Source organism: Lujinxingia litoralis, from assembly GCF_003260125.1.
GTDB classification, from domain to species: domain Bacteria; phylum Myxococcota_A; class Bradymonadia; order Bradymonadales; family Bradymonadaceae; genus Lujinxingia; species Lujinxingia litoralis.
This window is the reverse complement of record NZ_QHKO01000001.1, coordinates 753061-779852: the sequence shown is the minus strand read 5'-3', so window position 1 is coordinate 779852 and position 26792 is coordinate 753061. Positions and strand designations below refer to the sequence as shown.

Below are 26792 nucleotides of genomic sequence, written 5' to 3'. Positions count from 1 at the left end.
GGCTCAGAAGTTGATACGGCGGCAGGCACCATTGGGCTGCACGGCGACCTGCGCGCGATCCTGGCGCCACAAAAACGCGAACTGGTTCAACATAAAGCCCACACCCTCTGCAGGGTTCGGGGCCGTGGCCAGGTCGAGAAGCACCTCCATCGCGTAGGTCGCGCCCTCGACATTGACCTGATAGCGATAAAGCGCCTTCTTCCCGTCTAATTCCTTCGAATAGATGTTGGACTCGCCAGGGGTTGGCAGATCCTGTGGCCAGTTCTCGGTGGGGAACCCGGCATCTTCCAGCGCTTCCAGAGACAGACTCATCGTGATGCTCCAGCGTCAGCGGGGCTCACTCGCCCCGAGGTCGGTCCAGTACGTTTGCGGCATAAGGCAAAATTTCGCTGGTAGTGTGCGCGATTGACGCCGTGCTTTCAAGCGCCCCGCCCCCTCCATATTGCGACACCTCCCAGCGACCCTACCTTTATCCCAGAGGTCCATCACAACCAGGGGGGAGTCATGCACCAGATCGGAGCTAAGGTGCGCGCGGTGGTGCGCTATGCGCTGGTGGCACTGCTACTCGCGAGCGGGGGCGGGGCGTGGGCGTGTACGGGAATGGGGCAACGTCAATGGCGTCCGCCACAGCGCGCGGTCCTTCCGCTGGTGGAAGAGATTCGTCCCCCCTCCACCGACATGCGCTTTGTTCAGCGCTGTCCGGGGCGTCCCTATCAGCCGGCCCGCACGGGGCCCTGGGTACGGGCGGCGTCGGAGCGCTTGAGTCAGGAGCACGGCTCGGCCCACCAGTCCTACGATCAGATCGTGACCACCGGCCAGCCGGTGATTCTGCGCGCTCGACTCGCCTATGGCACCGAGCCCCTCACCGATGAGTGGGTGCGCGTGTTCTTTGGTAGCTGCGAGAAGGGCTGGACCCAGGTCGGACATGTGCGCACTGATGAGCAGGGCAGGGCGGTCTGGCGACTCGCCAGGGAGCTTCAACGTGGGAGTTATGACTATGTGATGCAGGTCGTTGGCGATCGTAGCTTTGTGCGTGGCACGATCTGGGTCATTGCGCCGGAGGTTCGGGCGGTGGCCTTTTCTACCGCTGCTCTGATCACCCCAGGCGCTGCCCCCGAGGAGACGCCGGAGGCGCTGGTCAGAGGAGAGGAGGGCGTCGATGAGGAGCGAGCGCTAGGGGAGGAGGAGGCGCAGCGCTCTGAGCAGAAGCCTTCTGACAGCGAGGTGGAGCTGGTCCCGGGGGCGTTGGCGTTGGCCGGACACTATGCTCGTCAGGGCTATCTGGTCGTGTATTTATCCGACGGCTCTACAGGCAGGGAGTTGACCGCGGAGCGTCTGCAGGCGTTGGGGTTTCCGGGCGGCCCCTTCTTGCGGGCGGCCGAGGTACAGGAGGCCTGGGAGCCGGAGCCGCCTGGTGACGTGTGGGACGACGCCTCGGAGCGGTCGACGGGAGGCGGTCCTACCGTTCCGATTCGCTTGACCCGGCACTTTGTCGACCAGCCGGATCGGGCGCGTCTCTGGGCCCCGGCCGGGCTGAGTGCTCAGGAGGTGGTGGAGTTGGACCCCGACGCCGGATGGGAGGCCTTGATTCAGACGCTGGACACCACCGCTCGCCAGCAGGGTGATGGCGCGGGGGCGCGTCAGATCATTCGCCCGGAGCATCGGGTTCCGAACTACCCCCGGCGCTCCCCACGTCCGTACAGATAATCGGCCAACCGATGCGCCACCGGACCTCCGGCAAATGACCTGTCAAAATCAGTTGAGAGAGCGTGGCTCCAGGGGTATAGACTCCAGCAGGTCTTTGGGTCCCGCGAGGTCATTATGGGCGAACAGGAACGCCTCCAGCAACGACTCCTGGGGAAGGTGAAAAGTGCGCTGAAGCGCTTTGAGTTTCTGGCGGAGGGCGACCATATCCTGGTCTGCCTCTCCGGCGGGAAAGATTCCTATACACTGCTCGACATGCTTATGGCGCTGCAACGAGAGGCGTCTTTTAACTTCCAGATCACCGCCTTTCATCTCGATCAGAAGCAGCCCGGCTACCCCGAGGGCGTGCTTCGTACCTACCTCCATGAGGTCGGCATCCCCTTCGAGATCTGCGAGCAGGACACCTACTCTGTCGTGCAGGAGAAACTCGCTCCCGAGGCCACACCCTGTTCACTGTGCAGCCGCATGCGGCGAGGCATCATCTACCGCCGGGCAGAGGCGCTGGGCTGCAACGTGATCGCGCTGGGTCATCATCGTGATGACAGCATTGAGACACTGCTGCTCAACCTCTTCTATTCGGGGCGAGTGCAGGGGATGCCGGCAAGCTACACCACGGATGACGGTCGTTTTCGGGTGATTCGCCCCTTGCTGCTGGCAGCCGAAGACGAGATCGCGACCTACGCCAGCCTGCGTGGGTTCCCGATCATTCCCTGCAACCTCTGCGGGTCGGTGGAGGGAAAGCGAAAGTTGGTCAAGCGTCTGCTGACCGAGCTCGAAGAGGCCATACCGCATGTGCGCCACAGCCTGCTGGCGGCCATGGGGAACGTGAAGCCCAGCCACCTCCTTGATGCTGACCTGGCCGCGCTGGCCGAGGCAGCTGCCGGAGCGCCTCAGGCACAAGGCTGTCACGAGGAGCCGGCGCTCTTCTGATGGCTTGATTCCGTTGAACTTCTAGTTCTGTGTGGATGCCCGTCGCTTCGGAACCGCTCTGAGGGTGGTCCCAGCACGTGTTCCTCGTGTTTGGGGTCGGCTGAGGTCAATCGCGGTTCACGCCTTTCTTCGCGCGGCACGAGTTCCGATGTGCCGCCGCATTCCGTTGTTGTAAGTGCGCGCGGTTCATCCTGGGCTGGCGCATCCCCGGGCCTGCAAGGGGCCTACGAGGTACGGTCATGGCACGCGCATCCACCGTTGATACTACCGAAGGGAGCCTGGTCGGGCGCTCCGTACAACTGGCCTGGCCGGCGGTGCTGCAGGCCCTGCTGGTGAACTTCTACGCCTTCAATGACTTTGTCTTTGTAGGTCTGCTCGGTGATGCGGCGGCCACCGCCGCGCTCTCGGCGTGTTTTGCGCTGCTGATTCTGCACTTTACCTTCATCAAGGTGTTTCCCACCGGGGCCACCGCGCTCATTGCTCAGGCCTTTGGTGCGCGTCGACCGGAGCGCATCGGGGCGCTCTACCGAAGTTCGGTCTCCGCAACGATGGTGCTTTCCGTCGTCGTCGCTCTGGTTGGTGTGCTGGTGATGCCCTGGTTTGTGAGTCTGGCCAATGTCACGCCGGAGGTAGGTGAGCATGTGGCCGACTATTTGAGCATCATCTATTGGTCGACGCCGACCTTTGCGTTGATGCTGGTGATCGTCGGGGCCTTTCGGGCGGTGGGGGACACGCGCACGCCGCTCTATCTGGAGATTGGCAGCCTTCTGGTCAACGTGGTGCTCAACTACGTCCTGGTGTTGGGCGTCGGTCCTGTTCCATCGATGGGTATTAAGGGGGCGGCGCTGGCTACGGCCATCAGCCGTGCGCTTCCCGGGATGGTAGGGTTCTGGTTGATCTTACGCGGACATCTGGGGTTTGACCCTCGGGCCGGTACGCGAGGGGTGAAGGGCTGGTGGCCGGAACGTGCCCTTACCCGGGAGATGGCGCATATCGGGATCTTCGAAGCGCTCTCCGGGCTGATTTACGGCGGCGTCTATCTGATGCTCAACCGCATGGCCGGCGAGTTGGGGCCGGCGGCCCAGGGAGGCCTGGGCGCGGGGCTTCGGGGGATCGAATGGATTGGGTTTGCCTTTGGGAGCGGGTTCCTTACCGCGAGTGTCTCCATCGTGGGGCAAAACGTGGGGGCGGGTAAGGCCGACCGCGCCATGGGAGGTGCCTGGATCAGCGCCGGGCTCAGTGCGCTTTGTTGTCAGGCGGTCGGGCTGCTTTTTATCCTTTTTCCGGAAGAGCTCTGCCGGATGGTGACCGACGACTACGACACGCTCAGCTACGCGATGAGTTACGTCTATTACGTTGGCTGGGTGATGTGGGCGGTCGGTTTTGAGATGTCGATGTTCGGCGCGCTGGTCGGCGCTGGTCGTTCGCGTACCGCGCTCCTGGTATCCGGGGGATACAATCTGCTGCGCATCCCGGTAGCAGCGGGGCTTCTCTTTGGTTGGGCATCTATGGGCGACGGCGTGCGGTGGGTTTTGTTGGGGCAGGGAGAGGCTCCGCCGGTCTCCGGTCCTTTTGCGGCGTTGGTCTGGACCATTGGCCTGACCTCGGTTCTGAAAGCGCTGACCTATGCCATCTTACTCAGTTCACGTTGGCGCAGGCTCCGGCGTTCCACGGTCCGCACGCGCGCCTATGGTGCGCGAAGCGTGCGGATGTGATAGAAGGGCGCCGAACACGTGATGAACGCGCGACAACCACACACTTTCGGGTCGAGGTAGTTGATGAAACCAGCGGTATTGATGGCGCACCCGCGTCATTTTGCGATCAAAGGCGGTGCTAATCCCCACACCCGAAATCGGGATAAGACGCTTAAAGAGGTCGACCCTACGGTAGCGCTGGAGCAGTGGAATACCTATGTGGATCAGCTTCTGGAGTGTGGTCTGGATGTGTATGTGATTGACGCCACTCCCGAGCTCACAGGTATGGTCTTTACGGCCAACGCCGGGTTCATCTACGGGCTCCGTGAGCGTAAGCATTCGCCGCAGAAGACCTTCTTCCCGAGCCACTTCATGGTGGAGCATCGCATGGGGGAGTCGGAGCGTTTTGCGGATTTCATGACGAACTTCGGGTTTCAAGTGGGCGACATCCCCGACCAGTGGCGTTGGGAAGGGGAGGCCGACGCGTTCCCGGTGCTCCGTGATGAGGACGAGGTGTGGATCTTCACCCACAACTTCCGTTCGGACACCGAGGTGGGGGATTGGCTGGAGAGCGGTCTGTTAAACCGCGATGTGCTCTCGCTAAAGCTCAGCGATGAGCGTTATTACCACGGCGATACGGCGATCTGTGACCTGGGCGACCATGTGCTGGTGTACCTCGACGCACTGGAGCCGGTGAGCCAGGAGCGTATCAAAGAGGCGTTGGGCGATCGCCTGGTGGAGATCGAGGAGAAGGATGCCCGGGCCTTCCTGGGCAACTCCTTCTATGTCGAGGTGGAGGAGCGTCGTCTGCTCTTTGTGCCGGCCGGTGTGCGCAAGAAGACTCAGAAAGACATCGCGAAGCTCGGCGTCGAAGTGATTGAAATCGACGTCTCGGAGTTCTTTGGTAAGGGCGGTGGGGGCCCCAAGTGCATGGTCTTCAACCTGGGCCTATGCGACCCGGCCGAGGCGGGGCTGACCGAGGAGCAGAGCGCGTTCAGGCATGCGCGCCACATCAAGAGTTTGCGACGGCGCCGCGGGCGCATTCGCTGACCCTTATGACCTCATGAGCAGCGGGGGGGAGGGTAGTGGCTCAGCGCCACGCGGTTGCCTTCGGGATCACGGGCGTAGATCGAGAAGTCGCTCTGCGTTTCGAGGCTTGCTCCCAGTTGGACGAGACGCGCAGCCATCGCATCGCGTTGCCCGGCGTCGATCGTAAACGCCAGCAGGAAGGGGCCGGCATCGACGCCTTCGGCCCGTTCTCGGGTGCGGGTGGTGTGTTCCACCATCAAAATGCCCGGGTTCAAATCCAGCCATACCGAGCGCAGGCGGCCATCGGGGTAGTGATGCTGCGTGATCTCCGGGAGAGCAAACGCGCGTTGATAGAAGTCAGCGAGGCTAGCGACGTCGCGCGCGCCGAGCGCGATATGATGAAGGCGAGGGGTCATGGGGGCTCCGGCCAGGGGGAGGGCGAAGGATAGGGCCACAGGGTGGCATGTTCTCCGCCGACCGGGAAGAATTTCGTGGCGTGTGCGCGCTGTGGTACACCAGCCCGGCGGCCGGCATCGGTCGTGTCGAGTCAGATAGGCGGGTCAGGAGTGAGTGTACGATGAGGAACGTGGTTCGAGGTCGGGGAGTGTCAGTCACCCTTAGAAGGGCTTTGTGTGCCCTCGTGTTGCTCGGGGCAACGAGCTGCTCGACGACTCGCAGCAGCACCACGGTGCTGGAGCAGGAGGCGCCGATTGTGGCGGAGTCTCCGCGGGTGCAGGCGCACTTTGATGAGGCCGTGACGCTGCTCCGGGAGGGGCACTATCAGGAGGCCGCCGAGCGTTTTCGTCTTTTGCAGGCGGAGCACGCTGACGACCGCATCGCGCAGATGGCCGAGCTCTACATTGCCCGGTCGTTGTTGGGCGATGTGGAGGCGCGCTTCCAGGCGATGGAGGCGGGGCAGTGGCAGGCGGTTCCGGCCGAGGTGCAGGCGCTCTTGGCCCCGTTGGCAAAAGCACCGCGGGTCGACGACCGCGTGCGCTACGGGGCATCGGCCTATCTGGCACTCAGTTACGCGCTCAACGCCCAGCCCGATGAGGCTTTGGCCGAGCTGGCCGGTTATCCCGGCGCCTCGATGAGTCCGGCGATCCTTGAGCAGGACCGGCTGTGGATATGGCCGCTGATCGCCGAGGGGTTGCAGGGAGCCGAGCGCCGAGTGGAGGCGATGGAGGCCTGGGCTCGTACCTTTGATACCACCGGTCTGCCGGTGCGCGCTGGCGCGCACGACGGCGCCACGGCGCCCTCCACCATCACAGGCAGGGAGGGGCTTTCGGACGAGGGTGCAACGAGGGCGCCGAGTGGCGAGGAGAGGCCGCTGGAGTTTGGTGATGGGGGTTCGTTAAGTGCGACCCAGGTGATGGCTGTGTCGCGGGCCTTCGATGCTGCGGATGGGCTCAGCGAGCGCCAGGCCGCCGACCTCCTTAATTCCGAGTCGGGGTTTTTGCGGGCCCTGGGGACCTGGGCCTACGTGCGCCGGGAGGCGACTCAGCGCCTGGATGAGCGCGAGCAAGAGGCGTTGCTGGAACTCTTTAACGAGAACGCCCCCTATTTTCTCTCGATGGGCGTGGCCGACCGCGCGGCGGAACTCTCCATGACCATTGCGTCGCTCAGCGGGGCGCGGCGTCTGGCCATCGGGGCCTTGCTCCCCTTGAGTGGTCCGAATCGGGCGGTGGGGTACCGGGCGCTTGCCGGGATGTTCATGGCTCAGCAGGCTTTTCATGTGGCCGGGGAGCCCACGGTTACGCTGATCATCGAAGATAGCGCTGCCGAGCCCGTCGCCGCGTTGGAGCGTTTGCTCAGCCACGAGGTACTTGCCGTGGTCGGACCGCTTGACGGGCGTGTGGTCGCGCAGCTGCGCGAGCCGGTCACGGAGGCCGGAGTGCCGATGATCGCGCTTGTTCCGGAGGCTGTGGACTCGGGAGATGCGGGGCAGAGCACGCTGCTCTTTCGGAACTTCCTCAGTGCGACCGCGGAGGCTCAGGCGATGGCGACCATCGCGTATGAGCAGCTTCATGACCGTCGGGCGGCGGTGGCCTATCCCGACATGGGGTATGGGCGCGTGATGGCCCGGGCGTTTGCCGAGGAGTTTCGGGCCCGCGGGGGGCAGGTTGTGGCAGAAGTTAGCTACGATCGTTCCAGCTCGAACTTTGTCGATACGGCCCGCGCGGTCGCTCGCCATAACCCCGATGCGCTCTTTATCCCGGACTCCGGGAGCAAGATCGCACAGATTAGTGCGTTTATGGCTCAGGAGAATATCTGGGGGCATGCCCCGGAGAAGCGTCCTGCGGCCCGCGCGCAGCGTACGTATGTGCACTATCTGGGGACGAGCCTGTGGCAAGATCCTATCGTCACTCAGCAGGCTGCCAGCTATGTCGAGGGGGCGCTGATTCCGGCGTGGTACTCCGGGAGTTTTGATGACGCCCAGACGCGGCAGTTCAGCGCAGGGTTTGAGGCGGTCTATGGGCGCCAGGCCGACTCCTTCGAGGCCTTTGCTTACGATTCAGTGCAACGCCTTCGGGAGCTGATGGTGGAGCGTGGGGCGGGGCGAGTTGAAACGTTGACCCGAGCGCTGCGCGGGGAGGATTGGGCCCGGGGGGCGACGGGGCGTTTTCGTTTCGATGAGCGCGGCGAGCCGGTCCGGGAGCTTCGGGTGCTAGAGATTAACTCGGGTCAGTGGGGGGTGTATGAGCGCAGCATCATGACCCCACTCCATCGCTCGGCGCGTTCTGACGAGCGACCTGATGGCGAGCTCCCTCAGTGAGAATGCCTGGTTCACCGCGTGTGGCGGCGCTCGGGTTGGCGCTGTTGATGACCTTCAGCTCGACGTCGGGGTGGGCGCAGGCTCCTGAAGGCCCTGCCGATGGGTTGGCTCCCCAGGAGGAGCGCGGTGATGCGCTCCAGGGACGTGACCGCGCGGCGCTGGAGGCCGAGGGGTTTGTGTTTGAAAGCACCGTCGAGCAGCGGCAGCGCGCCCACGCCACGTTGCTTGCGGCAAGTGCCGGGCTGGTGGTGCACGGGGTAGGGCATTGGTACCTGGAGGAGCCGCGCACCGCCTACTTTTTGGCCGGGACGGAGCTGGTGGGGTTGACGATGTTGGCGGGGGGGCTGGTCTTGAAGCTGCGTCCTACCGGCGCGCCCAACGTCGACCGATTTGATAACGACCTTCTCTTCCTGGGCATCTCCACGCTGGGGAGTTCGTGGATGGTCGACGTGTTGGGCACCGCGTACCACGACAACCTGGGGGTTCCCACCTCCACGCGGCGACATCATGGTCTGGGGATTCACCTGGGATATGAGTACATTCGCCCCACCAACCTGAGTATGCGTCATGTCGCGGCAGCCCAGGCGTACTGGCGTCGACGCACCTACGACATCGATCTTCGTGTGGCCCAGGAGCTAAGTCTGGGCATGAGCGACTATCGCCTGGGCGGTGTATGGCGTCCGTGGGTGGCGGCCAGCCCGGAGACCAGTATTGGTGTAGCGCTGCAGGGGGGATTCTTGCAGTACCGCCTGGATCGCCCCTACGAGCGGCTTCGCGGTGCTGTGGGAGTGGTGGGTTCGCTCAACCTGGGGCGGCTCTTTCCACACCTGGATCAGATGGCGCTCGGGGCTCAGGTAGGGCTGGCGCTGCGGGCGTTTCGCTTTTCACCCGAAAGCCTTACGGGTACCGGGTGGCGTTGGGGGGGCTGGACGGTGCCGATGCGAGTGCAGCTCGGGTTGAATCTGACCGACGAGCTGCGCTTTCTGGCGGCGTTTGAGCGCGGTCAGGGCGACTGGTTGCTCAGTTCGAACAGTCGCATTGGGGTGCCGGTGTTTCGACTGCACTACCGCAGTACCAGTCGTCTCGACCTGCGCTTCTTCGCGGCATTTGGTGATGGCGTGAGTGCCGGGGCGGGGTTGGTCTTCTGGGCGGGGGAATAAAGCCAGGGGGCGCTCGCGCTTTCAAGCGCGTTGCCAGTCTTTGGCAGCTCGTGATACCCCAGAGAGCCTTGAGACAGGCTCCCCATGTGGCCGCTGAAGCGCTTCGGTGGGGCCTTTTACACCATCTGCAACCTCTGCCCGCGAGGAGCATTGCATGCTCGCAAACCTCCTGACGTCGCCGCTTTTGGCCGAGGCCGCTGCCGGCCACAAGAGTGTCATTGAGATCGTGATGGACGCCGATGCCGTCGTCACGGCCATTCTGGTGCTCTTGATGGTTCTCAGCGTCGTGTCCTGGTACATCATTGGCTATAAGACCCTTTACTTTCGACGGGCGCAGGCCGAGTCGCAGAACTTCATGGATGTGTTCTGGCAGTCCAAACGCCTGGACGCGATCTACCAGTCCTCCGAAGAGTTTCCGCGGGCGCCGGTTAGCCGGGTGTTTAAAGCTGGCTACATCGAACTCTCCAAGCTCAAAAGTGCGGGGGAAGTGGGTGGGGCTGAGTCTATGCGCCAGCAGCTTGGCGACATAGAGAACGTGGAGCGTGCGTTGCGCCGAGCGTCGCGCACGGAGATGACCGAGCTGGAGAAGCTCGTTCCCTTCCTGGCGACGGTGGGGTCGACCTCTCCCTTCATCGGGCTCTTCGGTACGGTGTGGGGCATCATGGTGGCCTTCCTGCAGATCAGTTCGGAGGGCGCAGCCGGGATTGACGTGGTCGGGCAGCCGATTGCCGAGGCGTTGATCGTGACGGCGGCCGGGCTCTTTGCCGCCATCCCGGCGGTCGTTGCGTATAACCTCTTTGTTAACAAGATCAAGGTGTTGGGCGGTGAGATGGATAACTTCTCATCGGACTTTCTCAACATCGTGAAGCGTCACTTCTTTAAGTAAACCTCTTCCCAGGGACAGCCCATGGCTATGAGCTCCTCATCGGGTGGGGGGACGGTGCTCTCCGAGATCAATGTCACGCCGCTGGTCGATGTGATGCTGGTGCTTCTGGTCATCTTTATGGTGACCACACCGCTGATTGAGCAGGATGACGAGAAGCGCGAAGTCGAGATGGACCTGCCGGTCACTCGCGACAACGAAAGCCGCGTGAACCTCGAAGAGAGCGAACAGATCATTTTAGAGATTAATCAGGAGCTTCAGGTCCTCATCGGGGATAGCGTCCTGGTGGATTGTGGAGCGGCTCTTCAGGAGAGTTCCCCGGAGCGCTTTGAGCCCTGTTTCGATGAGCTTCAGGCCAAGATCGAGTCGAATCAGAAGCTTCAGGACGACGGTCGGCTCTATCTTCTGGGGCATCCGGACATTCCCTACGGCTTTGTGGTCGGGTCGATGAATCGCATCCGCCTGGCCGGCGTCTCGAATGTGGGCATGGTGACCAATCCTGAGTATCGAAAGGCCGAGCCGCAGTGACGAACGCACGAGCAAAGCCATTAGGGACCGGTACCGGTGGGCCGGTAGAGATAGGCGCGGGCATTGCGTTGACGCTGGCCCTGCACGGGATCATTGCGTTCAGCGTGTGGTGGGCTTCCACGCTGACGCCGGAGGAGCCCGAGCGGCTGGAGTTGGTCTTTGATAACGTGGAGCTGCTGGCTCTGGGGGAGGAGCGCGAGGAGGCGGCTTTGCCGCGGATCGCCAATCCCGAGCCCGCGGCACCGACACCGGAGCCCTCGGTGGAGCTCCCTGATGAGACGCAGCCGCCGCCCGAGCCTGAAGAGAACCAGGTCAACTTGCAGGCGGAGCGCCAACGCGAAGAAGAGCGGGAGCGTGAGCGGCAGGAGCAAGAACGCAAAGAGCGCGAGGAACGTGAACGACGCCGTCAGGCGGCGCTCAGTGCGCTGAGCAACCCGGACCGCCCATACAACGATGATACCCCGGAAGGCAGCCCGGATGGGGTTGCCGGCGGTACGGTGTCTGATGCGGCCTTTGCGAGCATGATGCGCACCTATCAGGCCCGGCTCCTCCAGGAGATCTTGCGGGTATGGTCGGTGCCCACCACGTTAAATGATGCTGAGCTGGGTAACCTGGCCGGAAAAGTGCAGGTCTACGTGAGACTCTCGGAGAGCGGGGCGATTGTCAGCCATGCCTTCCGAGCCCGCAGTGGTAATGAGCAATTTGACGCCAGCATCGATCGCGCCATCCGTCAGTTCCATGCCCAGTACGGGGGGCGCAAGCTGCCGCTGCCGGACCAAGATGATGTTCGACGCGAGGTGCTCCGTGAGGGGCTCTTGCTGACGCGGTGGGATACCACCGCACGTTGACCCCAGTGAGGGACTGAAGATGCGTAGACAATGGAGTAACACGCGTGGCCTGAGATCTCCCCGAGCGCTTGCAGCGTTGGCCTGGTTGGGGCTCTCGGGCCTGGCGTTCTCGGCGACCGCTCAGGAGAGTGAGGCCTCCGCGGAGCCCGCCAATGGCAACCTCTCTGGAATCGAGATCGAGGTCAGCGGGGAGGCTCGCCGCACGCTCTTGCCGATGGCCGTGCCCGACACGCTGGCGAGGGGAGGGGCCGATCCGGAGTTGGCTCGACAGGTTGCACAGACCTTGCGCCGCAACCTCGACCTCTCGGGCTACTTCCGTGTGTTGCCGGTCGATAGCTTCTACTTTGATACCCACACCGAGGGGCTGGCCGCCGCGGATATCAGTTTTTCCAACTGGATGAACGTCGGGGCCCAGGGGCTCATCAAGAGTTCGGTCCGGGCCGAGGGCGACCAGATTGCGCTGGATCTGCGTCTTTTCTCGGTCGACCAGGGGCGCCAGGTCTCGCTGAGTTGGTCGGCCACCACGGTGAGCCCGGATGAGGTGCAGGCGCAGGTCAACGCATTTATTAATGCGGTCATCGCTCACTACACCGGCGAGCCGGGCTTCTTTGGGTCGCGCATCGCGTATGCGCGCCGGGATCGCTCGGGGGCCAAGCATGTGTATGTGATGAATATTGATGGCAGTGGTGTGCAGCGGATCACCCGCAACAACGCCATCAATCTCTTGCCTTCGTTTGGGCCTGGCGGGGCGGTCTATTACACCAGCTATCAGGATCAGAACCCCGACCTGTGGGTCTGGCGCAACGGCCGGGTCTCGAAGCTCTCCAGCCGCAGCGGCCAGAACAGCGGCGCGGCCTATTGTGGAGGAAAGCTCGCGCTGACCCTCTCGCTGGGCGGTGACAACACCGATGTGTACCTCATCAACCCGGATGACGGTGCGGTCGTTCAGCGCCTGACCGATCACTGGGCCATTGATGTCTCTCCGACCTGGAGCCCTGATTGCAGCCGCATCGCGTTTGTTTCGGGGCGTTCGGGCGGAGCGCATATCTATCTGATGAACGCGGACGGGAGTGAGCAGCGGCGGTTGACCTTCCAGGGCACGTACAACACGACTCCAGAGTGGTCCCCGCGCGGCGATCGGATCGTGTTCAGCGGTCGGGATGAACGCAATCGTTACGATATCTTTGCCGTGGATCTTCAAGGAAATATTGAGCGTCTGACGCAGGACCAGGGCAACAATTTTGAGCCGAGCTACAGCCCTGACGGTCGGTACATCCTGTTTACCAGTGACCGTGGGGGGCGGGGTAAGCGGCTGTGGTTAATGAGCGCCGATGGCATGGTGCAGAAGCTCTTGACCGAAGAGGGCTCGGGATATGAGGAGGCGGCATGGGAGCGATGAAGTCTTTGGGGCGTGTGTCCGTGGTGGCCGCGCTGCTTGTCGGGCTGACGGGCTGTCCTAAGCCTCCGCAGGAAGCGTTGGATGCGGCCGAAGCTGCGGTGCTGGCTGCCGAGGGGCGTAAAGATTGTGCGGGTGAGAAGTTTGCGGCAGCCGAGGCGCTTTTGGCCGAGGCCCGAGCCCATGTGGAGGCCGAGGAGTTCGAGGCGGCGGAGCGAAAAGCCCGGGCCGCCGAGCGTCTGGCACGGGAGGCCCAGCAGCAGGCCGACGAGACCTGGGAGGATTGCCAGCGTCGACTCGAAGCGGCGCGGCGAGCCGCCGAAGGAGGTAGCTCGTCGGTGGAGGAGACGAGGGAGGAGCGCGAGCCTCAAGAGGAGCTTAAGCTGACCACGGTCTATTTCCCTTATAACAGCGCGGAGATCTCTGAGGCTTCGCGTCAGGCGTTGGAGACGAACCTGGGCTGGTTGCGTCAGAACCCCGATGTGGTCGTGTTGCTGGAAGGGCATACCGATGATCGCGGCACCTCGGAGTTCAATGTGGCCCTGGGGGAGCGGCGCGCGCGCTTCGTGCGTGACTTCATGATTCAGCGTGGGGTGGATGGCGAGCGACTGCGTACGCTCTCCTATGGCGAAGAGAAACCGGTGGCGTTCGGGCAGTCCGAAGGGGATTTCTCCCGCAACCGCCGCGTGGAGTTCATTCCGCGATGAATCCCGCGCGTCTTCAGGGGCCGATCCAGCGGCTGGAAAAGGAGCTGGGGTGCCCGGTTTTTGTGATGTTGGCCAGTTCTGCCGGCGAATACGCTGTTGACCTTGATGGGGAGGCCGGCGAACGCCTGGCGCGTCAGCTTCTGAGGCGTCATCGAGAGGAGTCGTTTGCCGAGGCGGCGCTGGTCATCGCGGCCCACGGTGGTCAGGTGCGCTTTGCGGAGACCCTGATGCGGACGCTGGAGCATCTGGAGGTCGCGTTCAGGGTCGTACTCCCCGGCGAAGTGAGTGGCGTCGGGGCAATGTTGGCGATTGCCGCCGAAGAGGTCGTGCTTCATCCGGCCGCAGGCGTGGGCGCCTGCGATCGCGGGCGCTGCGTCGTGGAGCGCGGCCCCTGGAGCGCGACGCTGCTGGAGCATCTGCCGCAGCTTCCCGAGTCCTTGCTCGGGGGGGAACAGGCCGCACAGACGTTATCTACGATTGCTCATCAGCTGCGTTACCGTGCCGAGGTCGGGCTCTGTCTGGCGCGACGGGTGAGCGCCCGGCAGATCAGCCCTGAGCTGGTCTCAGCAACCTCTCTGGAGAAGTTGGGAGAGGAGGGCGTCGCCGGAGCCGCGGCGCTCACCCGGGCGGGCGCCCGGGTGAGGCTGGCGTCCGACGCGCTCGCCGGTGCGCTGGAGGCACTGATGGTGAGGGCCACTGAGGTCTACGGACTCTTCGATACGCCGAAGGCGCGCTTTGAGCGTTCCATGGACTGGGCGGACGAGGTGGAGTTTGCCCCGGCCGAGGAGGTCGCCGGGGCGCTTCTGGCCAGTGGCGATATGCTCGAGCTCTATGTGCTCGACACGGGAAGTCCGGATCCGGATGCTCCGCGTCTTCATGGGCGCTGGGTGCAGGGGTAGGGGGAATAAAATCGCTTCGGGAGTGGTTTTTGATCGACTTTAGGCTTGCGCAGATCCCTGACAACCCTTAACTTTCTACATAAGCGGATGCAACCTGCCTCGCCCTTGACGGGCAACTTCACCAAAGAAATCGAAGAATGAGCTTGCGAGTTGCACCGGTCTGCTCTAGATAAGAGCGCACTTCGCCTCAGGGCGATATCCACGCCGGAGTGGCGGAATCGGTAGACGCGGCGGATTCAAAATCCGTTGGCCGTGAGGTCGTGCGGGTTCAAGTCCCGCCTCCGGTATCAAGCAACAAAGAGGGCGCTGGCCATAGCCAGCGCCCTCTTTGTCTCTGTGGCTGGCTTGCCCGAGCTTCGTGGCGGTGGTAAGACCAGTGGCACTGCTTGAAGCAACGTCTGTCGTTGGTTGGTGTCTAAGGAGAGAGTTATGTCGCAGGTTCGTGGCGCGCTGTTTTCGTGGGTAGCTCTTACGGTGTTTCTGCTGGCCTCGGTGGCCTCCGCACAGGATTACCGCTTCCAGGATTGGAGCGATGTCAGCTCGGTGTGTCCTTCGTGCGCTTCGACCTCCTTTGATGTGATCGAGTTGACCAGCGGGCAGGAGGTTCGGGGGAACGTGGTCGCGATCAACGGCGACTTCTATACGGTGGAGCGCTTTGGGGAGATTCGTACCGTGCCCACCACTGAGGTGAGTGCGGTAAGCTGGAAGGGAGGAAGTGAGCCTGCAGGGCTGGAAGGCCTGGATCAGATCGTGCTCAACAACGGGCATGTGCTCACCGGCGAGTTGGTCGTGGAGAATGAAGCGCCCGCGTATATGCAGCTGCGCAACAAGCTCAATGACAACACCTTTACGGTGTTCTCCTCCCAGGCTGCGGCCGTCTACAAGGACGGTCAAAAGCAATAAGCGCCACAGATTTTCAGAACGTAGAACGACGGAAGCCGCCCCGGAACACGGGGCGGCTTCGTTGCGTTGGGGCGTTGATGCCTGGCGAGTTAGAACGAGTGCAGCCGGGGGATGCTGCCGCCGGCACGCAGGGCCTCGACCTCGATTTTTGCCAACTCCAGCAGCCGTTCCTTGACCTCTTCCTTTGAAAAATGATCCCGGGCCAGGTTGGTGTAGAGCGTGTAGTGCATCGCCTCAGTTTCGAAGAGTTCGCGGTAGAATGCGGCCAACTCCGGGTCCTCGACGTTTTCACTTAAGATGGCAAAGCGCTCGCAGCTGCGCGCCTCGATCAGCCCGGCGACCAGGAGTTTATCCATGAAGGTGTAGGGCTCCTGGGGGCGGACGGCCTTGACGAGCCTGGAGGCGTAAGGAGCGGGCTCCAGGCGAATGAGCTCCACGCCCCGGGTTTCCAGAACGTCGAGCATGCGCGAGAAGTGGTCCATCTCTTCCTGGACCACGGCGCTGAGCTGGCGTGCCAGGCCCGCGCGGCCAGTGTAGCGAAAGATCATGCTCAGCGCGGTCGACGCCGCGCGTTTTTCAAGGTGGGCATGGTCGATGAGGATGGTGTCGAGGTGGTCGCGTACGCGATCAAACCAGCCATCATCGGTAGGCTCGGCCAGGTTGAGCATCTGGCGAGAGAGTGGGGCAGGGGCATTCATAGGAGGCTCAGCGTAACTCAATGGGGTAGAGGGGCAGCATCAGCGCCTGTCCCTGCTCGAAATAGAGGGGCCAGAGTGCGCGGGTTTCCAGAGTTTCCAGGGTTTGACGCAGCGCGCCCGGGGGAAGGGCGTCAACCAGGCGATGCGGCGACCGGGGGCTGTTTCCGGCGATGAAGGCGCCGAGCCAGGCTCGGAAACCCATCATGGAAGTCAGGCCGGTCGGTGCGAGTCGGGTGACGATATCGACCTGGTCGGTGCGAAGTCCGGCCAGGTCTTCGGCGCGACGAATCGCGTCGAGCAGGCCACCGAGGGTGTCCACGAGTCGGGCTTCACGGGCGGCCGTGCCGGTCCATACACGTCCGCGCGCGACCTTGTCGAGCTCGTCGGCGCTGAGCGGGCGGCGTTCAGCGGCCTGGGTTAAGAAGAGCTGGTAGAGGTAGCTCATCGTTTCGGAGACGCCGTCGATTTCGTCGTCACTCCAGCCGCGCCACAGGGAGAAGACCCCGGCGCGGGCACCGCGTTGCACCGGAGTCGAGGTCACCCCGGCGCGCTGAGCGAGGCGTTCGACGTTGAACTTGCCGGCAAAGATGCCCACCGAACCGGTCAATGTGTTGGGGGTGGCGAAGATTTCGTCGGCGCCCGCTGCCACGTAGTACCCACCGCTGGCGGCGACGTTGCCCATGGAGGCGATCACGGGCTTGGTACGCGCGAGGGCTCGTACCTCGCGATAGATCAGGTCACTGGCCCGAGCACTGCCGCCCGGGCTATCCACGCGCAGCACCACGGCTTTGACGTTGGAGTCCTGGCGAAGGTCCTGAAGGAGGCTGGTCACGCTGGTCGCGCCGGTCATGATGCTGCCGCCCAGCGGGGAGCGTCCCGAGCCGCCGTCGACGATGGCGCCGTCAATGTAGACAATCGCGATCTCGGGACGGCTTCCCCATTCTTCGTCCGCGATGCGGACCGGGTGATACCCTTCTTCGACGCGGACCATGGAGCCAAAGCGCTCCCGCATCACCGAGTTGAGCTCGTCGTCATAGACGAGCGCATCGATCAGCCCTCGTTCCAGGGCCTCATCGGGCAGGAGCGGGGCGTGATCGATGATCTCTTGAAGCTCCTCGGTCTCCAGGCCCCTGCGGCTCGCAATGCGCGAGGTCAGCTCCTCATAGATCTGATCGACATACTCGCCGGTCTGTTCCAGCGCTTCTTCGGAGGGGTGTGTTCGGACGAAGCTCTCGGGCGCCGATTTGTAGGCGCCAATGCGGATAAACTCGGCCTCGACGCCGATCGTTTCGAGCATCCCCTGGTAGCTGGTCAACTCGGCCTGCAGCCCGGTCGGGGCGTAGGGCGTGACCGGAAGCATCCAGATCTCGCGGGCCGCGGAGGCTGCATAGATCCCGGCGGTGGATGTGGAGCTCATCAGCGCTACGCTGTGCTTGCCGGCTTCGTGGAGGCGTTGGAAGGCCTGGTGCAGCTCCCAGAGTTGGGCGTAACCCAAAGCGGAGTTCCCCACGCTCAGGATGACGCCATCGACGGCGGCATCCTGAGTCAGGCCGTCGAGCTGGTTCATGATCTCTAGAAAGCTGCGGGTGGAGGGCCCGAAGAGTTCGGACTGAGCCTGCTCGGCGATGGATTCGTCGAGGTCCAGACGTACCCAGCGGCTGCCCGGAGCGATGAAGGAGCGACGGCTCTGAGAGCCCAGCCACACCCGTCCCCCCATGCCGACGAAGTCCGTACCCGCATCTGTGGCGCTCTTGCTCAGATGTGAGGCCACCGAAGCGCCGAAGGTGCCGGCGCTGATCTCAGCGCCGGCCGAGAGCGCGATGAAGCGCGACTCTTCTTCCTGGCGGCGATCGACGGTCATGGCACCGCGGGCAAAGATGCGGACCCCTGGATAGAACTCACCCATGATCCGTGGCTCGACGTAGAGCAGACGGTCGCCACGAACGTGATAGAGCTCGGTGTCGAAGACCAGGCGACCGTCAAAGCCGCGCAGGGCGAGTCCGACTCCGACACGGGTAGGTAGGGCGTGATCTTCGGAGAGGAAGGCGGGCGTGGCGTCGCGTATCATCAGGCCGGCTCCGAAGTGCGCGGAGGGGCGCCACTGCAGGCCAACATCAATGGTGGTCAGCGCGTTGAGACGCTCGTTGGTGCGGCTGCCGAATGTGTTGAGCCCAACCCCCAGGCTGAGCAGACGGGGCACCGCCAGGGCGCCTGCCAGTGTGTACTTGCGATAGCTCCCCAGATCAGCTCCCAGGACTGGGTTTCGCAGCCATTGCACCTGGGCGCCGATTCCTGCGAACCCGTTGCCCGCGGCCAGACTCAGGCCGTGGCCAGCGCCGAGCACATCGTCGTAGGTGTCCGAGGGGTAGAAAAAACGGTAGCCAAGCTCCGTGCCGGTCAAAAAGCCCAGCCCGGCCGGGTTGACCTCCAGGCTCGCCCCGTCGGATTGGGTGGTCAGGGAGCTATCGGGTACCGGTACGCCCCGGCTTGGGGTAGGGGCGGCGGCCCAGGCGGTCGACGCCATCAGGCTCAGGGTGGTGGCGGCGAGTGCGGAGCGAAGACGCAAAACGATCATTGAAAAGGTCCTTCCAGCTACAGGACAGGCGCCCCTTGAGGGCGCCTGCGAAAGCCATCATCGGTCAGTTAAAGTCGGCTTCGACGCCTTGTTCGGGCACCGCCTCTGGTGCGGCGGGCGTGGCCGGGGAGGCCGGCGAGGCGCCGCGCTCCAGCTGTCCGGAGGTCTGGATGATCCGGAGCACCTGATCGAGCAGCGTGCTGGCCTCGGCGTTGGTCATCGACGTGGTCACAAAGAGGTCGGAGGCCTGCTGGCGTACCGCCATGTTCTGAGCGGCGGGCGCCAGCCCGAACATCGCGATCATCGGGTTGCTCAGAGCCTGTCGGCGCATCGCGGCCATCTCTTCCGCCGAGCGCTTCGCGCTCTCGTCGTCTTGAAGCGTCATCACCACCGACGCCAGAACGCGTTCTTCAAGACGGATTCCCAGCGCAGCAAAGCGCGCGTTGCCCGGTGCTCCTTCGTATTTTGGTTTGATCATCATGACCACCCCCTGGCGCTGTCCGAGCTTCGCAAGCGCGCTGAGAAAACTCGCGCCGATACGCTCTGACTTGCCCAGACGTGTGCGAATCCGGTCGCGGTAGCCGCTTTCGCCGGTGACCAACAGCATCGTCTGCCCGGAGACGGCCCACATATCATGTCCGGCTTGCCGAACTCCGGAGACTTCACCGGCGCTTAAGGCCTCCGCACCGCTTTCTTCGGTCAGGCCTTTGATGATGTCGTTGGCCTTAAAGTCACCGCGAACCGCCATCACCGAGCCCTCCACCGCGGAGAGATCCAGGTCCCCGGGGGAGAGCGCGCCGCCGCCGAGCATGGCCAGGTTAAGCGGGGGGGAGTTCGAGAGGATGGCGAGCTCGTGGATGTCGCGGTCCACGCGAACCGAGAGCGCTTCTTCGACGGCGCGGATGGCCGGTCCGAGCGTCGGGTGGGAGCGCATCCATCCCAGGGCCGGCGAAAAGAAGGGGGAGTTGCGGGTGGCATCGACATCCACCGCCATGACCGCGTCATGGCCGCCGGGGAGCGTCTCCAGAAAGCCATCCAGGGCAAGCGCCGGGGCGCTCAGCGCCAGGCAGACAAGGGCCACGCACACCGCCAGGGCTGCGCGCGTCTTCGATACGAGGGTTGTCATGGCGATCGGGCTCCTGAAATCGGGGTGGCGGTCGGGTCGCTCGGGCAGCTCTTGGAGGTCTTTGGACCGGTCTTCAGTGGCGCTAACAGTAGGTTCGGTGCCGGAGAGTGTAAAGGCGTGGCCACGTTTGTCGTCATGGCTCGTTGCCCTGTAGGATGCGCCCGCTGATGGTCTAAACCGGCGTTAGTCGTGAATGATTCGCTTCCCCTTACTCCGAGTCTGTGATGAGTTCGACCTCTACCATTCCTCCCGAGTTTTTTAAGGCGGGCCGCACCGCGTTTCGCCCGGTGATTGAGGAGGGCGACGGGCCCTTGCTCTCCAGTAAATTTTCGGGACGGCCCTGGTTGGCCGTGAATGAACGCTGGCCCTGCTGCCCCAATTGTCAGCGGCCGATGCAGCTGTTTGTGCAGCTCTATCTTCCCGAGCTTCCGACCCCGGAGCGGGAGCGCCTGGGCGATACGGGCCTGCTGCAGCTTTTCTACTGCACGAGCTCCGAGCCGCTCTGCGAGGTGGAGTGCGAGGCGTATGGCCCCTTTGCAAAGAGCGTGGTGGCAAGGTTCATCGAAGCGCCCACGGAGGAGGCAAACACCACAGCCGCCGGTCCCAAGGAGCCCTTTGCGGCCAGGCGCATTGCCGGCTGGGACGCTCTCCCACAAGATCTGCCGAACTGGGAGGAGTCCGACGAGCTGGGGTTTGAGTTGAGCGATGACGCGTATGAAGAGCTTGATGAGCTCGGGGCTCCCTATTCGCGAGATAAGCTCGGTGGATGGCCCTTTTGGGTGCAGGGGATGGAGTATCCGGATTGTCCGCGTTGCCAGACGCGGATGGCGATGGTGATGCAGATCGACTCCGAAGATTCGCTTCCCTATATGTTTGGCGATATGGGAGTGGGGCATCTGACGCGCTGTCCCAACCACCCCGACGTGCTGGCCTTTGCCTGGGCGTGTTACTGAGTTCTGCGTCTGAAGCCAGGGATGCTGCGTTGAAAAGTCGCGAGAAGTGGATGCGCGTAGCGGTCGCGCTCTTGATGGTTCCGGCGGCCGTTGTGGTGCTGGGCGTGTTGACCTACGGCGGCGGGCAGGGCGGGGAGCTTAGCCCCATGCGCCTGGGCATGGGGCTTGCGGTGGGCTGCGCGCTGGTTGCCTGGCCTGTCCTGCTGGGCGTGCGCCGAGGCGGGCTTTTGAGTCTGCTGGTGCTGACGCTCGCCGGGCTTTTTCTGGGGGCACAGCGGCCCTCTCATGAGCGGGACTGGCAGCAAAATGTCTCCAGACTGCCCCGCGCTACGGTGGAGGGACGCGATGTCACGCTGCATAACGTGCGCGACTTTCGCTACGACGCCGAGGGGGAGGTGCTCCAGGCCCGCTGGTACGATGCGACCTACAACCTTGATGAGATCGAGCGAGCCTACTTTGTGCTTACCACCTTTGGCGGTGTGCCCGGGGTGGCGCATGTGATGGTTAGCTTTGAGTTCGCCGACGAGCGCTTCGTGGTGCTCTCGGCCGAGGCGCGGCGAGAGGAAGAGGAGCGCTACGACCCGCTGGGAGGGATGTTTCGGCAGTATGAGCTCTTTTATGTGGTCGCCGATGAGCGTGACGCGCTGGGGTTGCGGACCCAGACGCATAAGGACCCGACCTGGGTCATTCCCATGAACGCGGGCCCCGAGAAGACCGCGGAGTTTTTTGTCAACATGGTCGAGCGCCTGGAGCACCTGGCCGGGGAGCCGCAGTGGTATCATACGGTGTTGAACTCGTGTTCATCGAACCTGGCCACGCATTATGAGCGCATCAACCAGGTGAGCCTGCCGCCGGACTACCGGGTGCTCTTGCCCGGGTTCAGCGAAGAGCTCATTGCGGAGCTCGATCTGCTTCCCGAAGGAATGACACCGGAGCAGGCGCGAGAGCGTTTTCAGATCAACGCGGTGGCGGAGTCGGCTCCCCTCAATGAGAGTTTCTCGTGGGTGATTCGCGGTCGGGCTTCGAGTCCCTGAACATCGCACAGGCTCGTCTCGGCAGGGGCCAGTCCGGCGATGGTATGTGGCATTTAAAAGGTCTGTTTTCGGGCGTCGCGAGGAAGGTGTGAAGAGGACGCTGTGGTTGATGATGGCGATGGGGGTGACGGTGCTGGGGATGCTTCTGGGACTTCAGAGTCGTTTGATCTTTTACCCGGAGAGGCTGCCTGCGGACTTTGATTTCGAGCTGCAGCCCGGGGCTGAGGAGAGGATCATTGAGACGGCCGACGGTCAGCGGATAAGCGCGTTGCATTACCGCGCTCCGGCGCCGAGTGGGGTCGTGCTCTACTTTCACGGCAATGCCGGCAGCCTGCGGTCGTGGAAAGCGGTCGCCGCGGATATCGTGCCCCTGGGCTACGACGTGTTCATCGTGGATTACCGCGGGTTTGGAAAAAGCAGCGGACGCATCACCGAGGCAGGGCTCTACGAGGACGGCCGGGCCGCCTACGGGGCGTTGCTGGCGTTGGGTTACGCCGGGGAGGACGTGATCCTCTACGGGCGGAGCATCGGCAGCGGTGTGGCCACGCAGCTGGCCACCGAAGTCTCGGCCCGGGCGCTGGTGCTGGAGTCGCCCTTTACGCGGCTGCTCGATGTGGCGCGCGAGCAGATGCCCTGGGCGCTGCCACAGCTGACGCTGCGCTTTCACTTTAATAACGCCGAGAAGTTGGCCGGGGTGGAGCTGCCGGTGCTCCTGCTCCACGGTAGTCGGGACGAGCTTATCGGCCCGCATCACAGCCGGGCGCTGGCCGGGGTGTTGGAGGAGCGCGCTAACCTGGTGATCGTGGAGGGAGGAGGTCATAACGACCTCCCGGAGTTCGAGAGGTACGGCCAGGCGCTGCACGCGTTTCTGAGCGGTCTTAGTGCGGCGAAGCGCTCGGGCGCGTCGCCGCTCTGAGAATCAGAGCGATACTCAGGGGCGCCACTCCACCTGAAAGCCAATCATCGGACCTCCCTGGCTGAGTTCGGCGTAGCAAACGAGGTCGTCGGGGCGAGTCTCCAGACCGGAGGGGACATCGGGGCCGGAGGGGCAGTCGACCACGCGGGTGCCGCGGAGCTGCGCGAGCCCCACGGTGGGGGTGAAGAAGAGTGAGCCGCGGTCACCGTTTCCGTAGGCCAGTACTTTCAAGCCGACTTCTCCAAAAGCGTGCCCGGCGAATCCCGCGCCTCCCCGGGCGACGATCCAGGAAGACTTACCGATGGAGCCCGCCGGCACCTGAGCACTGCCGGCGGTGCCGCCGTAGCGAAAGGCGCTGGAGGTGAGAAAGAAGTTGTTGACGACCTCCAGGTGCAAACCGTCGAGGGCGCCCAGGCGCACTTTTTGCGAGATGGCAAAGCCCAGCTCGGCACCAAAGGCGCCGGTGTCGGAGTCTCCACTCTGGTAGGTGGAGGAGTTGATGGTGGTCGTGCCGACGCCCAGGCCCACTTGAAAGGGGGTGGTGTCGTAGGAGACGATCGCGGTGCCGATGGCTGCCAGCAGGTTGCCGGCCCGGGAGAATCCGATGGCCAGCGGGTCGATCAGGAGTTCGGCGGTCCAGGGGCCCGGGAGTTGGTAGGAGGCCGAGGCCTGGCTCAGCGTGCCGGCGCCGACGGTGCCCAGGGCCAGGAAGGGGCGCAGGGTAAAGCTCAGGCGGCTCAGGCCTCCCAGGCGCTCCGGGGCAAAGCGGCTGGCGGTGGCTTCGCGTTCGGTCGTGCGGGCCCTGGCGCCCGGGGGCACGCGTTCGGCGAGTCCCAGGGCGAGCTCGGCGCGGTCGGCGCTGAGTGCGCGCACCGGAGCGACTGCCAGGGTACGAGTGCGGGAGGAGGTCTCTCCGCCGGTGCCGAGTGGGACCTCTTCGACGGTGTAGAGTTCGATGAGTTGTCTGCTTGTCAGCCCCTGGTCGCTACCAAGATCGATGATGATGACACCGCGGGAGGCTTCGAGGACCTGGCCGCGGATCTCGGTGGCGGCGCTTGGCGGCGTCTCGGGGGAGGGGGGCGGTGATGTGGCGCCGGCTGGCAGGCGCGGGGCATCGGAGGGCAGGGCCTTAAGGGGCGTCGCGCTCTGGTGACGGGTGATCACCCAGAGCTCACCATCACTTCCCACGAGCGCTTCCACAGGACCCGGGGCTCGGCGGACCTGGACGTCCTCCCCCCAACTCACCAACACGCGCTGGTCGGCACAGGCGCCCACCTGTTGCTCGCCGGCGAGCGCGCGGAAGATCAGGTCGCAGCCCAACTCGGAGGCGCGGGCGTTGAGTGTGGCGAAGGCGTCGGTGTGCTCTGATGCCGGGTCTGCGGACGTCGTGCGCTCGACCGGCGGCTCGCTAGGGAGAGCGGGGGGCTCCTGAGCGGTGGCCGGCATGGCGAGCGCGGCCGAGACAGTGAGAGCGGCGCAGAGGGTGAGCGGGGATTTCATCAAGGGGGGCATGGTTCAATCCCAGGTAGGGGAGCACAGATCAGCGGGAACAATCGTAGAGGGGGGGGAGCATCCAGAACATTGTGCTGCACTGAGCGGGATCCACAAACGCCCCGGCACACCTGGGAGAGAGGAGGAGCCGGGGCGTTGGAGGATGACGAGTCGCACGTGAGTCAGGTCGCGGCCTGCTCCCGCTCCAGCTGCTGGGCATGCAGGCAAGTGATCACGGTCAGATGCACGATGGAGGGGACCGAGCAGGCAAGCTGCAGCACGTTTACGGGTCTGCGCATCCCCAACAGGATAGGACCGATGACCTCGGCACCGCCCAGCTGGTGGAGCAGTTTGTAGCCAATGTTACTGGCGTTGAGATCGGGGAAGATCAGGACATTGGCGTCACCCTCCAGTGTGGAGAAGGCGAATTTTTCGTCGCGCAGGTCTGGATCGGTGGCGAACTCCAGCTGCATTTCACCGTCGATGTTCAGATCGGGGCGGCGCTCTTTGACCAGACGCGTAGCCTCGGCCACGCGTGTGGCGTGGGGGTGGCGGCTGGCGCCGAAGTTGGTGTAGCTGAGCATCGCCACCCGCGGCTCCAGATCGAACATACGGGCGGTATCCGCGGTGGCTATGGCGATGCCGGCGAGGGTCTCGGCGTCGGGGTCGATGTTGACGGTGGTGTCGGCGAAGAGTTTGACGCCCCGCCGGGAGACGACCACGTGCATGCCGGCCACACGACTCTGCTTGTGGTTGACCCCGATGATCTGCAGCGCGGGTTTGAGGGACTCGCGATAGGGGCGCGTCACCCCGGAGACGACGCCGTCTGCCAGTCCCTCATGGACCAGCATCATCGCGTAGGGCTCCGGGCTACGCAGGTGGTTGCGGGCGTCGGCGATGGTCACGCCTTTGCGCTGGCGCATGCGATAGTAGACCTGGGCGAGGTCTTCGAAGCGTGGGTCACGCTCGTTGTCGAGGAGCTCAATGCCGGTGAGATCGATATCAAGAGCGCGGGCGCGGGCCTCGATCTGCTCCACGTCTCCCAGGAGAATGGGAGAGGCGATGCCCTCATCGACCAGGATCTGGGCCGCCTTAATGATTTTGTCCTCGGAGCCTTCGGGAAAGACGATGCGTTTGGGATCACGGCGGGCGACGTTGATCAGACGACGCATCAGGCCCTTGGAGACGCCCTGGAGGCGCTCCAACTCTTCGACGTAGGTCGGCAGGTGAAGTTCTTCACGGGCGACGCCTTCGGCCATGGCGGCCTCGGCGATGGCCGGAGCCACGCGCAGGAGGACTCGTGGGTCAAAGGGTTTGGGGATGATGTAGTCGGGGCCAAAGCGAATATGACTCTGGTCGTAGGCTTCGGAGACGACTTCCGGAACTTCTTCACGGGCCAGCGCGGCCAGGGCGTGGACGGCCGCGAGTTTCATGGACTCGGTGATGCGCCGGGCGCCCACGTCGAGGGCTCCGCGGAAGATGAAGGGAAAGCCCAGGACGTTGTTGACCTGGTTGGGGTAGTCGCTGCGTCCGGTGGCCATGACAACGTCGTCGCGGACCGCCATGACATCGGGGTAGGCGATTTCGGGATCGGGGTTGGCCAGCGCGAAGATGATGGGGCGCGGGGCCATCGACTTGACCATCTCCCCGGAGACGATGCCGCCGGCGGAGAGACCGACGAACACGTCGGCGCCTTCCAGGGCCTGTGAGAGAGTGCGTTTGTCGGTGTCCTGGGCGAAATAGCCCTTGTAGCGGTCCATCTCGATGTCACGGCCCTGGTAGATGATGCCGTGAATGTCGACCATGGTGATGTTTTCGTGACGGACGCCCAGGGACTCGTAGAGGCGCGCGCAGGCCACGGCGCCGGCACCGGCGCCCACGAAGACCACCTTGATGTCGTCGATGTCTTTATTTTGGAGCGCCAGGGCGTTGATCAGGGCGGCGCCGGTGATGATCGCCGTGCCGTGCTGATCGTCATGAAAGACCGGGATGTCGAGCGCCTCGCGCAGGGTTTCTTCGATCTCGAAGCAATGGGGGGCGGCGATATCTTCGAGGTTGATGCCCCCGAAGGTCGGCTCCAGTGCTTTGACGCAGCGGGCGAAGGCCTCCGGGTCGCGTTCGTCGAGTTCGATGTCGAAGGCGTCGATATTGGCGAGCACTTTAAAGAGTACGGCTTTGCCCTCCATGACAGGTTTGGAGGCCAGCGCGCCGATATCTCCCAGCCCCAGGGTGGCGGTGCCGTTGGTGATGATGCCCACCAGGTTTTTGCGGTTGGTGTAGCGGAAGGCCGCCTGCGGATCGGCGGCGATTTCACGGCAGGGCTCGGCGACGCCCGGGCTGTAGGCCAGTCCGAGGTCGCGCTGGGTGGAGAGGGGCTTAGTCGGCAGAACCTCGATTTTTCCGGGTCTGGGAAACTCGTGATAGTCGAGGGCGTCTTTGCGGCGGATGGGGCCGTTGTGCTTGGAGTTGACGGTCATTCGAGGGACTCCAGCGTGGAGGGCTCAGAGGTGGCGAGGGGGGCGGTATGCCGAGCGCAGCTCCG

The 26792-nt window shown here is 63.8% G+C and carries 23 protein-coding genes and 1 tRNA gene; 17 read left to right on the top strand and 7 right to left on the bottom strand.

What is annotated here, in order from left to right:
* Positions 1-3: 3 nt before the first annotated feature.
* Positions 4-312, bottom strand: a complete 309-nt coding sequence (locus DL240_RS03260; RefSeq protein ID WP_111728415.1) for a hypothetical protein — start codon at positions 310-312, stop codon at positions 4-6.
* Positions 313-504: 192 nt separating this feature from the next.
* Between DL240_RS03260 and DL240_RS03255 the strand changes: the two genes are divergently transcribed.
* From DL240_RS03255 to DL240_RS03240, 4 genes are all read left to right on the top strand, one after another.
* A complete protein-coding gene (locus DL240_RS03255) occupies positions 505-1707 on the top strand; it encodes a hypothetical protein (protein ID WP_111728414.1) in 1203 nt (400 codons plus the stop codon).
* A 114-nt stretch (positions 1708-1821) separates the two neighbouring features.
* Positions 1822-2634, top strand: a complete 813-nt coding sequence (ttcA, locus tag DL240_RS03250; RefSeq protein WP_111728413.1) for a tRNA 2-thiocytidine(32) synthetase TtcA — start codon at positions 1822-1824, stop codon at positions 2632-2634.
* 239 nt (positions 2635-2873) lie between these two features.
* The gene (locus tag DL240_RS03245; RefSeq protein ID WP_111728412.1) at positions 2874-4349 is read left to right on the top strand and encodes an MATE family efflux transporter; all 1476 of its coding nucleotides are present in this window, start codon (positions 2874-2876) and stop codon (positions 4347-4349) included.
* A gap of 63 nt (positions 4350-4412) precedes the next feature.
* Positions 4413-5378, top strand: coding sequence for a dimethylarginine dimethylaminohydrolase family protein (locus DL240_RS03240; RefSeq protein ID WP_111728411.1), 966 nt, complete (start codon positions 4413-4415; stop codon positions 5376-5378).
* Positions 5379-5389: 11 nt separating this feature from the next.
* On the opposite strand, the gene DL240_RS03235 is transcribed toward DL240_RS03240, so the two are convergent.
* Positions 5390-5773, bottom strand: coding sequence for a VOC family protein (locus DL240_RS03235; protein ID WP_111728410.1), 384 nt, complete (start codon positions 5771-5773; stop codon positions 5390-5392).
* Between the two features lie 212 nt (positions 5774-5985).
* Between DL240_RS03235 and DL240_RS03230 the strand changes: the two genes are divergently transcribed.
* From DL240_RS03230 to DL240_RS03185, 10 genes are all read left to right on the top strand, one after another.
* Positions 5986-8133 carry a penicillin-binding protein activator gene (locus DL240_RS03230; RefSeq protein ID WP_158542320.1) on the top strand — a complete coding sequence of 716 codons (2148 nt, stop codon included), beginning with the start codon at positions 5986-5988 and terminating at the stop codon, positions 8131-8133.
* Between the two features lie 2 nt (positions 8134-8135).
* Positions 8136-9293, top strand: a complete 1158-nt coding sequence (locus DL240_RS03225) for a hypothetical protein (RefSeq protein WP_111728408.1) — start codon at positions 8136-8138, stop codon at positions 9291-9293.
* Between the two features lie 154 nt (positions 9294-9447).
* On the top strand, positions 9448-10179 hold the full coding sequence (gene tolQ, locus DL240_RS03220; protein ID WP_111728407.1) for a protein TolQ: 732 nt from the start codon (positions 9448-9450) through the stop codon (positions 10177-10179).
* A gap of 21 nt (positions 10180-10200) precedes the next feature.
* Complete coding sequence (locus DL240_RS03215; RefSeq protein WP_111728406.1) at positions 10201-10704, top strand: biopolymer transporter ExbD; 504 nt, start codon at positions 10201-10203, stop codon at positions 10702-10704.
* Positions 10701-11552 carry a TonB C-terminal domain-containing protein gene (locus DL240_RS03210; protein WP_146618069.1) on the top strand — a complete coding sequence of 284 codons (852 nt, stop codon included), beginning with the start codon at positions 10701-10703 and terminating at the stop codon, positions 11550-11552. The genes DL240_RS03215 and DL240_RS03210 overlap by 4 nt, the downstream gene beginning before the upstream one ends.
* Before the next feature lie 19 nt (positions 11553-11571).
* Entirely contained in the window at positions 11572-12951 is a 1380-nt protein-coding gene (locus tag DL240_RS03205) for a DPP IV N-terminal domain-containing protein (protein WP_111728404.1), read from the top strand.
* On the top strand, positions 12939-13655 hold the full coding sequence (locus tag DL240_RS03200) for an OmpA family protein (protein WP_111728403.1): 717 nt from the start codon (positions 12939-12941) through the stop codon (positions 13653-13655). Before DL240_RS03205 ends, DL240_RS03200 begins: the two co-directional genes overlap by 13 nt.
* On the top strand, positions 13652-14554 hold the full coding sequence (locus tag DL240_RS03195; protein ID WP_111728402.1) for a hypothetical protein: 903 nt from the start codon (positions 13652-13654) through the stop codon (positions 14552-14554). The genes DL240_RS03200 and DL240_RS03195 overlap by 4 nt, the downstream gene beginning before the upstream one ends.
* 203 nt (positions 14555-14757) lie before the next feature.
* Positions 14758-14841: transfer RNA gene (locus tag DL240_RS03190), tRNA-Leu, on the top strand.
* Between the two features lie 142 nt (positions 14842-14983).
* Complete coding sequence (locus DL240_RS03185; RefSeq protein ID WP_111728401.1) at positions 14984-15457, top strand: hypothetical protein; 474 nt, start codon at positions 14984-14986, stop codon at positions 15455-15457.
* A gap of 89 nt (positions 15458-15546) precedes the next feature.
* Here the strand turns inward: DL240_RS03185 and DL240_RS03180 are convergent, their stop codons facing one another.
* The 3 genes from DL240_RS03180 to DL240_RS03170 all read right to left on the bottom strand — a co-directional run bounded on the left by DL240_RS03180 (position 15547) and on the right by DL240_RS03170 (position 19856).
* A complete protein-coding gene (locus tag DL240_RS03180; RefSeq protein WP_111728400.1) occupies positions 15547-16155 on the bottom strand; it encodes a MiaE family protein in 609 nt (202 codons plus the stop codon).
* Positions 16156-16162: 7 nt separating this feature from the next.
* The gene (gene sppA, locus DL240_RS03175; protein WP_111728399.1) at positions 16163-18730 is read right to left on the bottom strand and encodes a signal peptide peptidase SppA; all 2568 of its coding nucleotides are present in this window, start codon (positions 18728-18730) and stop codon (positions 16163-16165) included.
* Positions 18731-18794: 64 nt separating this feature from the next.
* Positions 18795-19856 (bottom strand): hypothetical protein, encoded by a 1062-nt coding sequence (locus tag DL240_RS03170; protein ID WP_111728398.1) that lies wholly within the window; start codon positions 19854-19856, stop codon positions 18795-18797.
* 224 nt (positions 19857-20080) lie between these two features.
* On the opposite strand from DL240_RS03170, the gene DL240_RS03165 reads away from it, so the two are divergent.
* The 3 genes from DL240_RS03165 to DL240_RS03155 all read left to right on the top strand — a co-directional run bounded on the left by DL240_RS03165 (position 20081) and on the right by DL240_RS03155 (position 22759).
* Positions 20081-20809, top strand: coding sequence for a DUF1963 domain-containing protein (locus DL240_RS03165; RefSeq protein WP_111728397.1), 729 nt, complete (start codon positions 20081-20083; stop codon positions 20807-20809).
* A 50-nt stretch (positions 20810-20859) separates the two neighbouring features.
* Positions 20860-21843: a lipoprotein N-acyltransferase Lnb domain-containing protein gene (locus tag DL240_RS03160; protein WP_111728396.1), complete on the top strand. Its 984-nt coding sequence runs from the start codon at positions 20860-20862 to the stop codon at positions 21841-21843.
* Positions 21844-21931: 88 nt separating this feature from the next.
* Entirely contained in the window at positions 21932-22759 is an 828-nt protein-coding gene (locus DL240_RS03155) for an alpha/beta hydrolase (protein ID WP_146618068.1), read from the top strand.
* Between the two features lie 15 nt (positions 22760-22774).
* On the opposite strand, the gene DL240_RS03150 is transcribed toward DL240_RS03155, so the two are convergent.
* Both DL240_RS03150 and DL240_RS03145 read right to left on the bottom strand, forming a co-directional pair.
* The gene (locus DL240_RS03150) at positions 22775-24271 is read right to left on the bottom strand and encodes a porin family protein (protein WP_111728394.1); all 1497 of its coding nucleotides are present in this window, start codon (positions 24269-24271) and stop codon (positions 22775-22777) included.
* Positions 24272-24432: 161 nt separating this feature from the next.
* Positions 24433-26727: an NADP-dependent malic enzyme gene (locus DL240_RS03145; protein WP_111728393.1), complete on the bottom strand. Its 2295-nt coding sequence runs from the start codon at positions 26725-26727 to the stop codon at positions 24433-24435.
* Between the last annotated feature and the right edge of the window lie 65 nt (positions 26728-26792).

Bases quoted from the DNA above. Each gene is read 5' to 3' on its own strand.
- tolQ (WP_111728407.1), top strand. From the start codon at position 9,448: ATGCTCGCAAACCTCCTGACGTCGCCGCTTTTGGCCGAGGCCGCTGCC.
- DL240_RS03170 (WP_111728398.1), bottom strand. From the start codon at position 19,856: ATGACAACCCTCGTATCGAAGACGCGCGCAGCCCTGGCGGTGTGCGTG.
- DL240_RS03160 (WP_111728396.1), top strand. From the start codon at position 20,860: ATGCGCGTAGCGGTCGCGCTCTTGATGGTTCCGGCGGCCGTTGTGGTG.
- DL240_RS03180 (WP_111728400.1), bottom strand. From the start codon at position 16,155: ATGAATGCCCCTGCCCCACTCTCTCGCCAGATGCTCAACCTGGCCGAG.
- DL240_RS03165 (WP_111728397.1), top strand. From the start codon at position 20,081: ATGAGTTCGACCTCTACCATTCCTCCCGAGTTTTTTAAGGCGGGCCGC.
- DL240_RS03145 (WP_111728393.1), bottom strand. From the start codon at position 26,727: ATGACCGTCAACTCCAAGCACAACGGCCCCATCCGCCGCAAAGACGCC.
- DL240_RS03235 (WP_111728410.1), bottom strand. From the start codon at position 5,773: ATGACCCCTCGCCTTCATCATATCGCGCTCGGCGCGCGCGACGTCGCT.
- DL240_RS03150 (WP_111728394.1), bottom strand. From the start codon at position 24,271: ATGCCCCCCTTGATGAAATCCCCGCTCACCCTCTGCGCCGCTCTCACT.
- sppA (WP_111728399.1), bottom strand. From the start codon at position 18,730: ATGATCGTTTTGCGTCTTCGCTCCGCACTCGCCGCCACCACCCTGAGC.
- DL240_RS03200 (WP_111728403.1), top strand. From the start codon at position 12,939: ATGGGAGCGATGAAGTCTTTGGGGCGTGTGTCCGTGGTGGCCGCGCTG.
- DL240_RS03195 (WP_111728402.1), top strand. From the start codon at position 13,652: ATGAATCCCGCGCGTCTTCAGGGGCCGATCCAGCGGCTGGAAAAGGAG.
- DL240_RS03245 (WP_111728412.1), top strand. From the start codon at position 2,874: ATGGCACGCGCATCCACCGTTGATACTACCGAAGGGAGCCTGGTCGGG.
- DL240_RS03185 (WP_111728401.1), top strand. From the start codon at position 14,984: ATGTCGCAGGTTCGTGGCGCGCTGTTTTCGTGGGTAGCTCTTACGGTG.
- DL240_RS03215 (WP_111728406.1), top strand. From the start codon at position 10,201: ATGGCTATGAGCTCCTCATCGGGTGGGGGGACGGTGCTCTCCGAGATC.
- ttcA (WP_111728413.1), top strand. From the start codon at position 1,822: ATGGGCGAACAGGAACGCCTCCAGCAACGACTCCTGGGGAAGGTGAAA.
- DL240_RS03225 (WP_111728408.1), top strand. From the start codon at position 8,136: ATGCCTGGTTCACCGCGTGTGGCGGCGCTCGGGTTGGCGCTGTTGATG.
- DL240_RS03255 (WP_111728414.1), top strand. From the start codon at position 505: ATGCACCAGATCGGAGCTAAGGTGCGCGCGGTGGTGCGCTATGCGCTG.
- DL240_RS03240 (WP_111728411.1), top strand. From the start codon at position 4,413: ATGAAACCAGCGGTATTGATGGCGCACCCGCGTCATTTTGCGATCAAA.
- DL240_RS03260 (WP_111728415.1), bottom strand. From the start codon at position 312: ATGAGTCTGTCTCTGGAAGCGCTGGAAGATGCCGGGTTCCCCACCGAG.
- DL240_RS03205 (WP_111728404.1), top strand. From the start codon at position 11,572: ATGCGTAGACAATGGAGTAACACGCGTGGCCTGAGATCTCCCCGAGCG.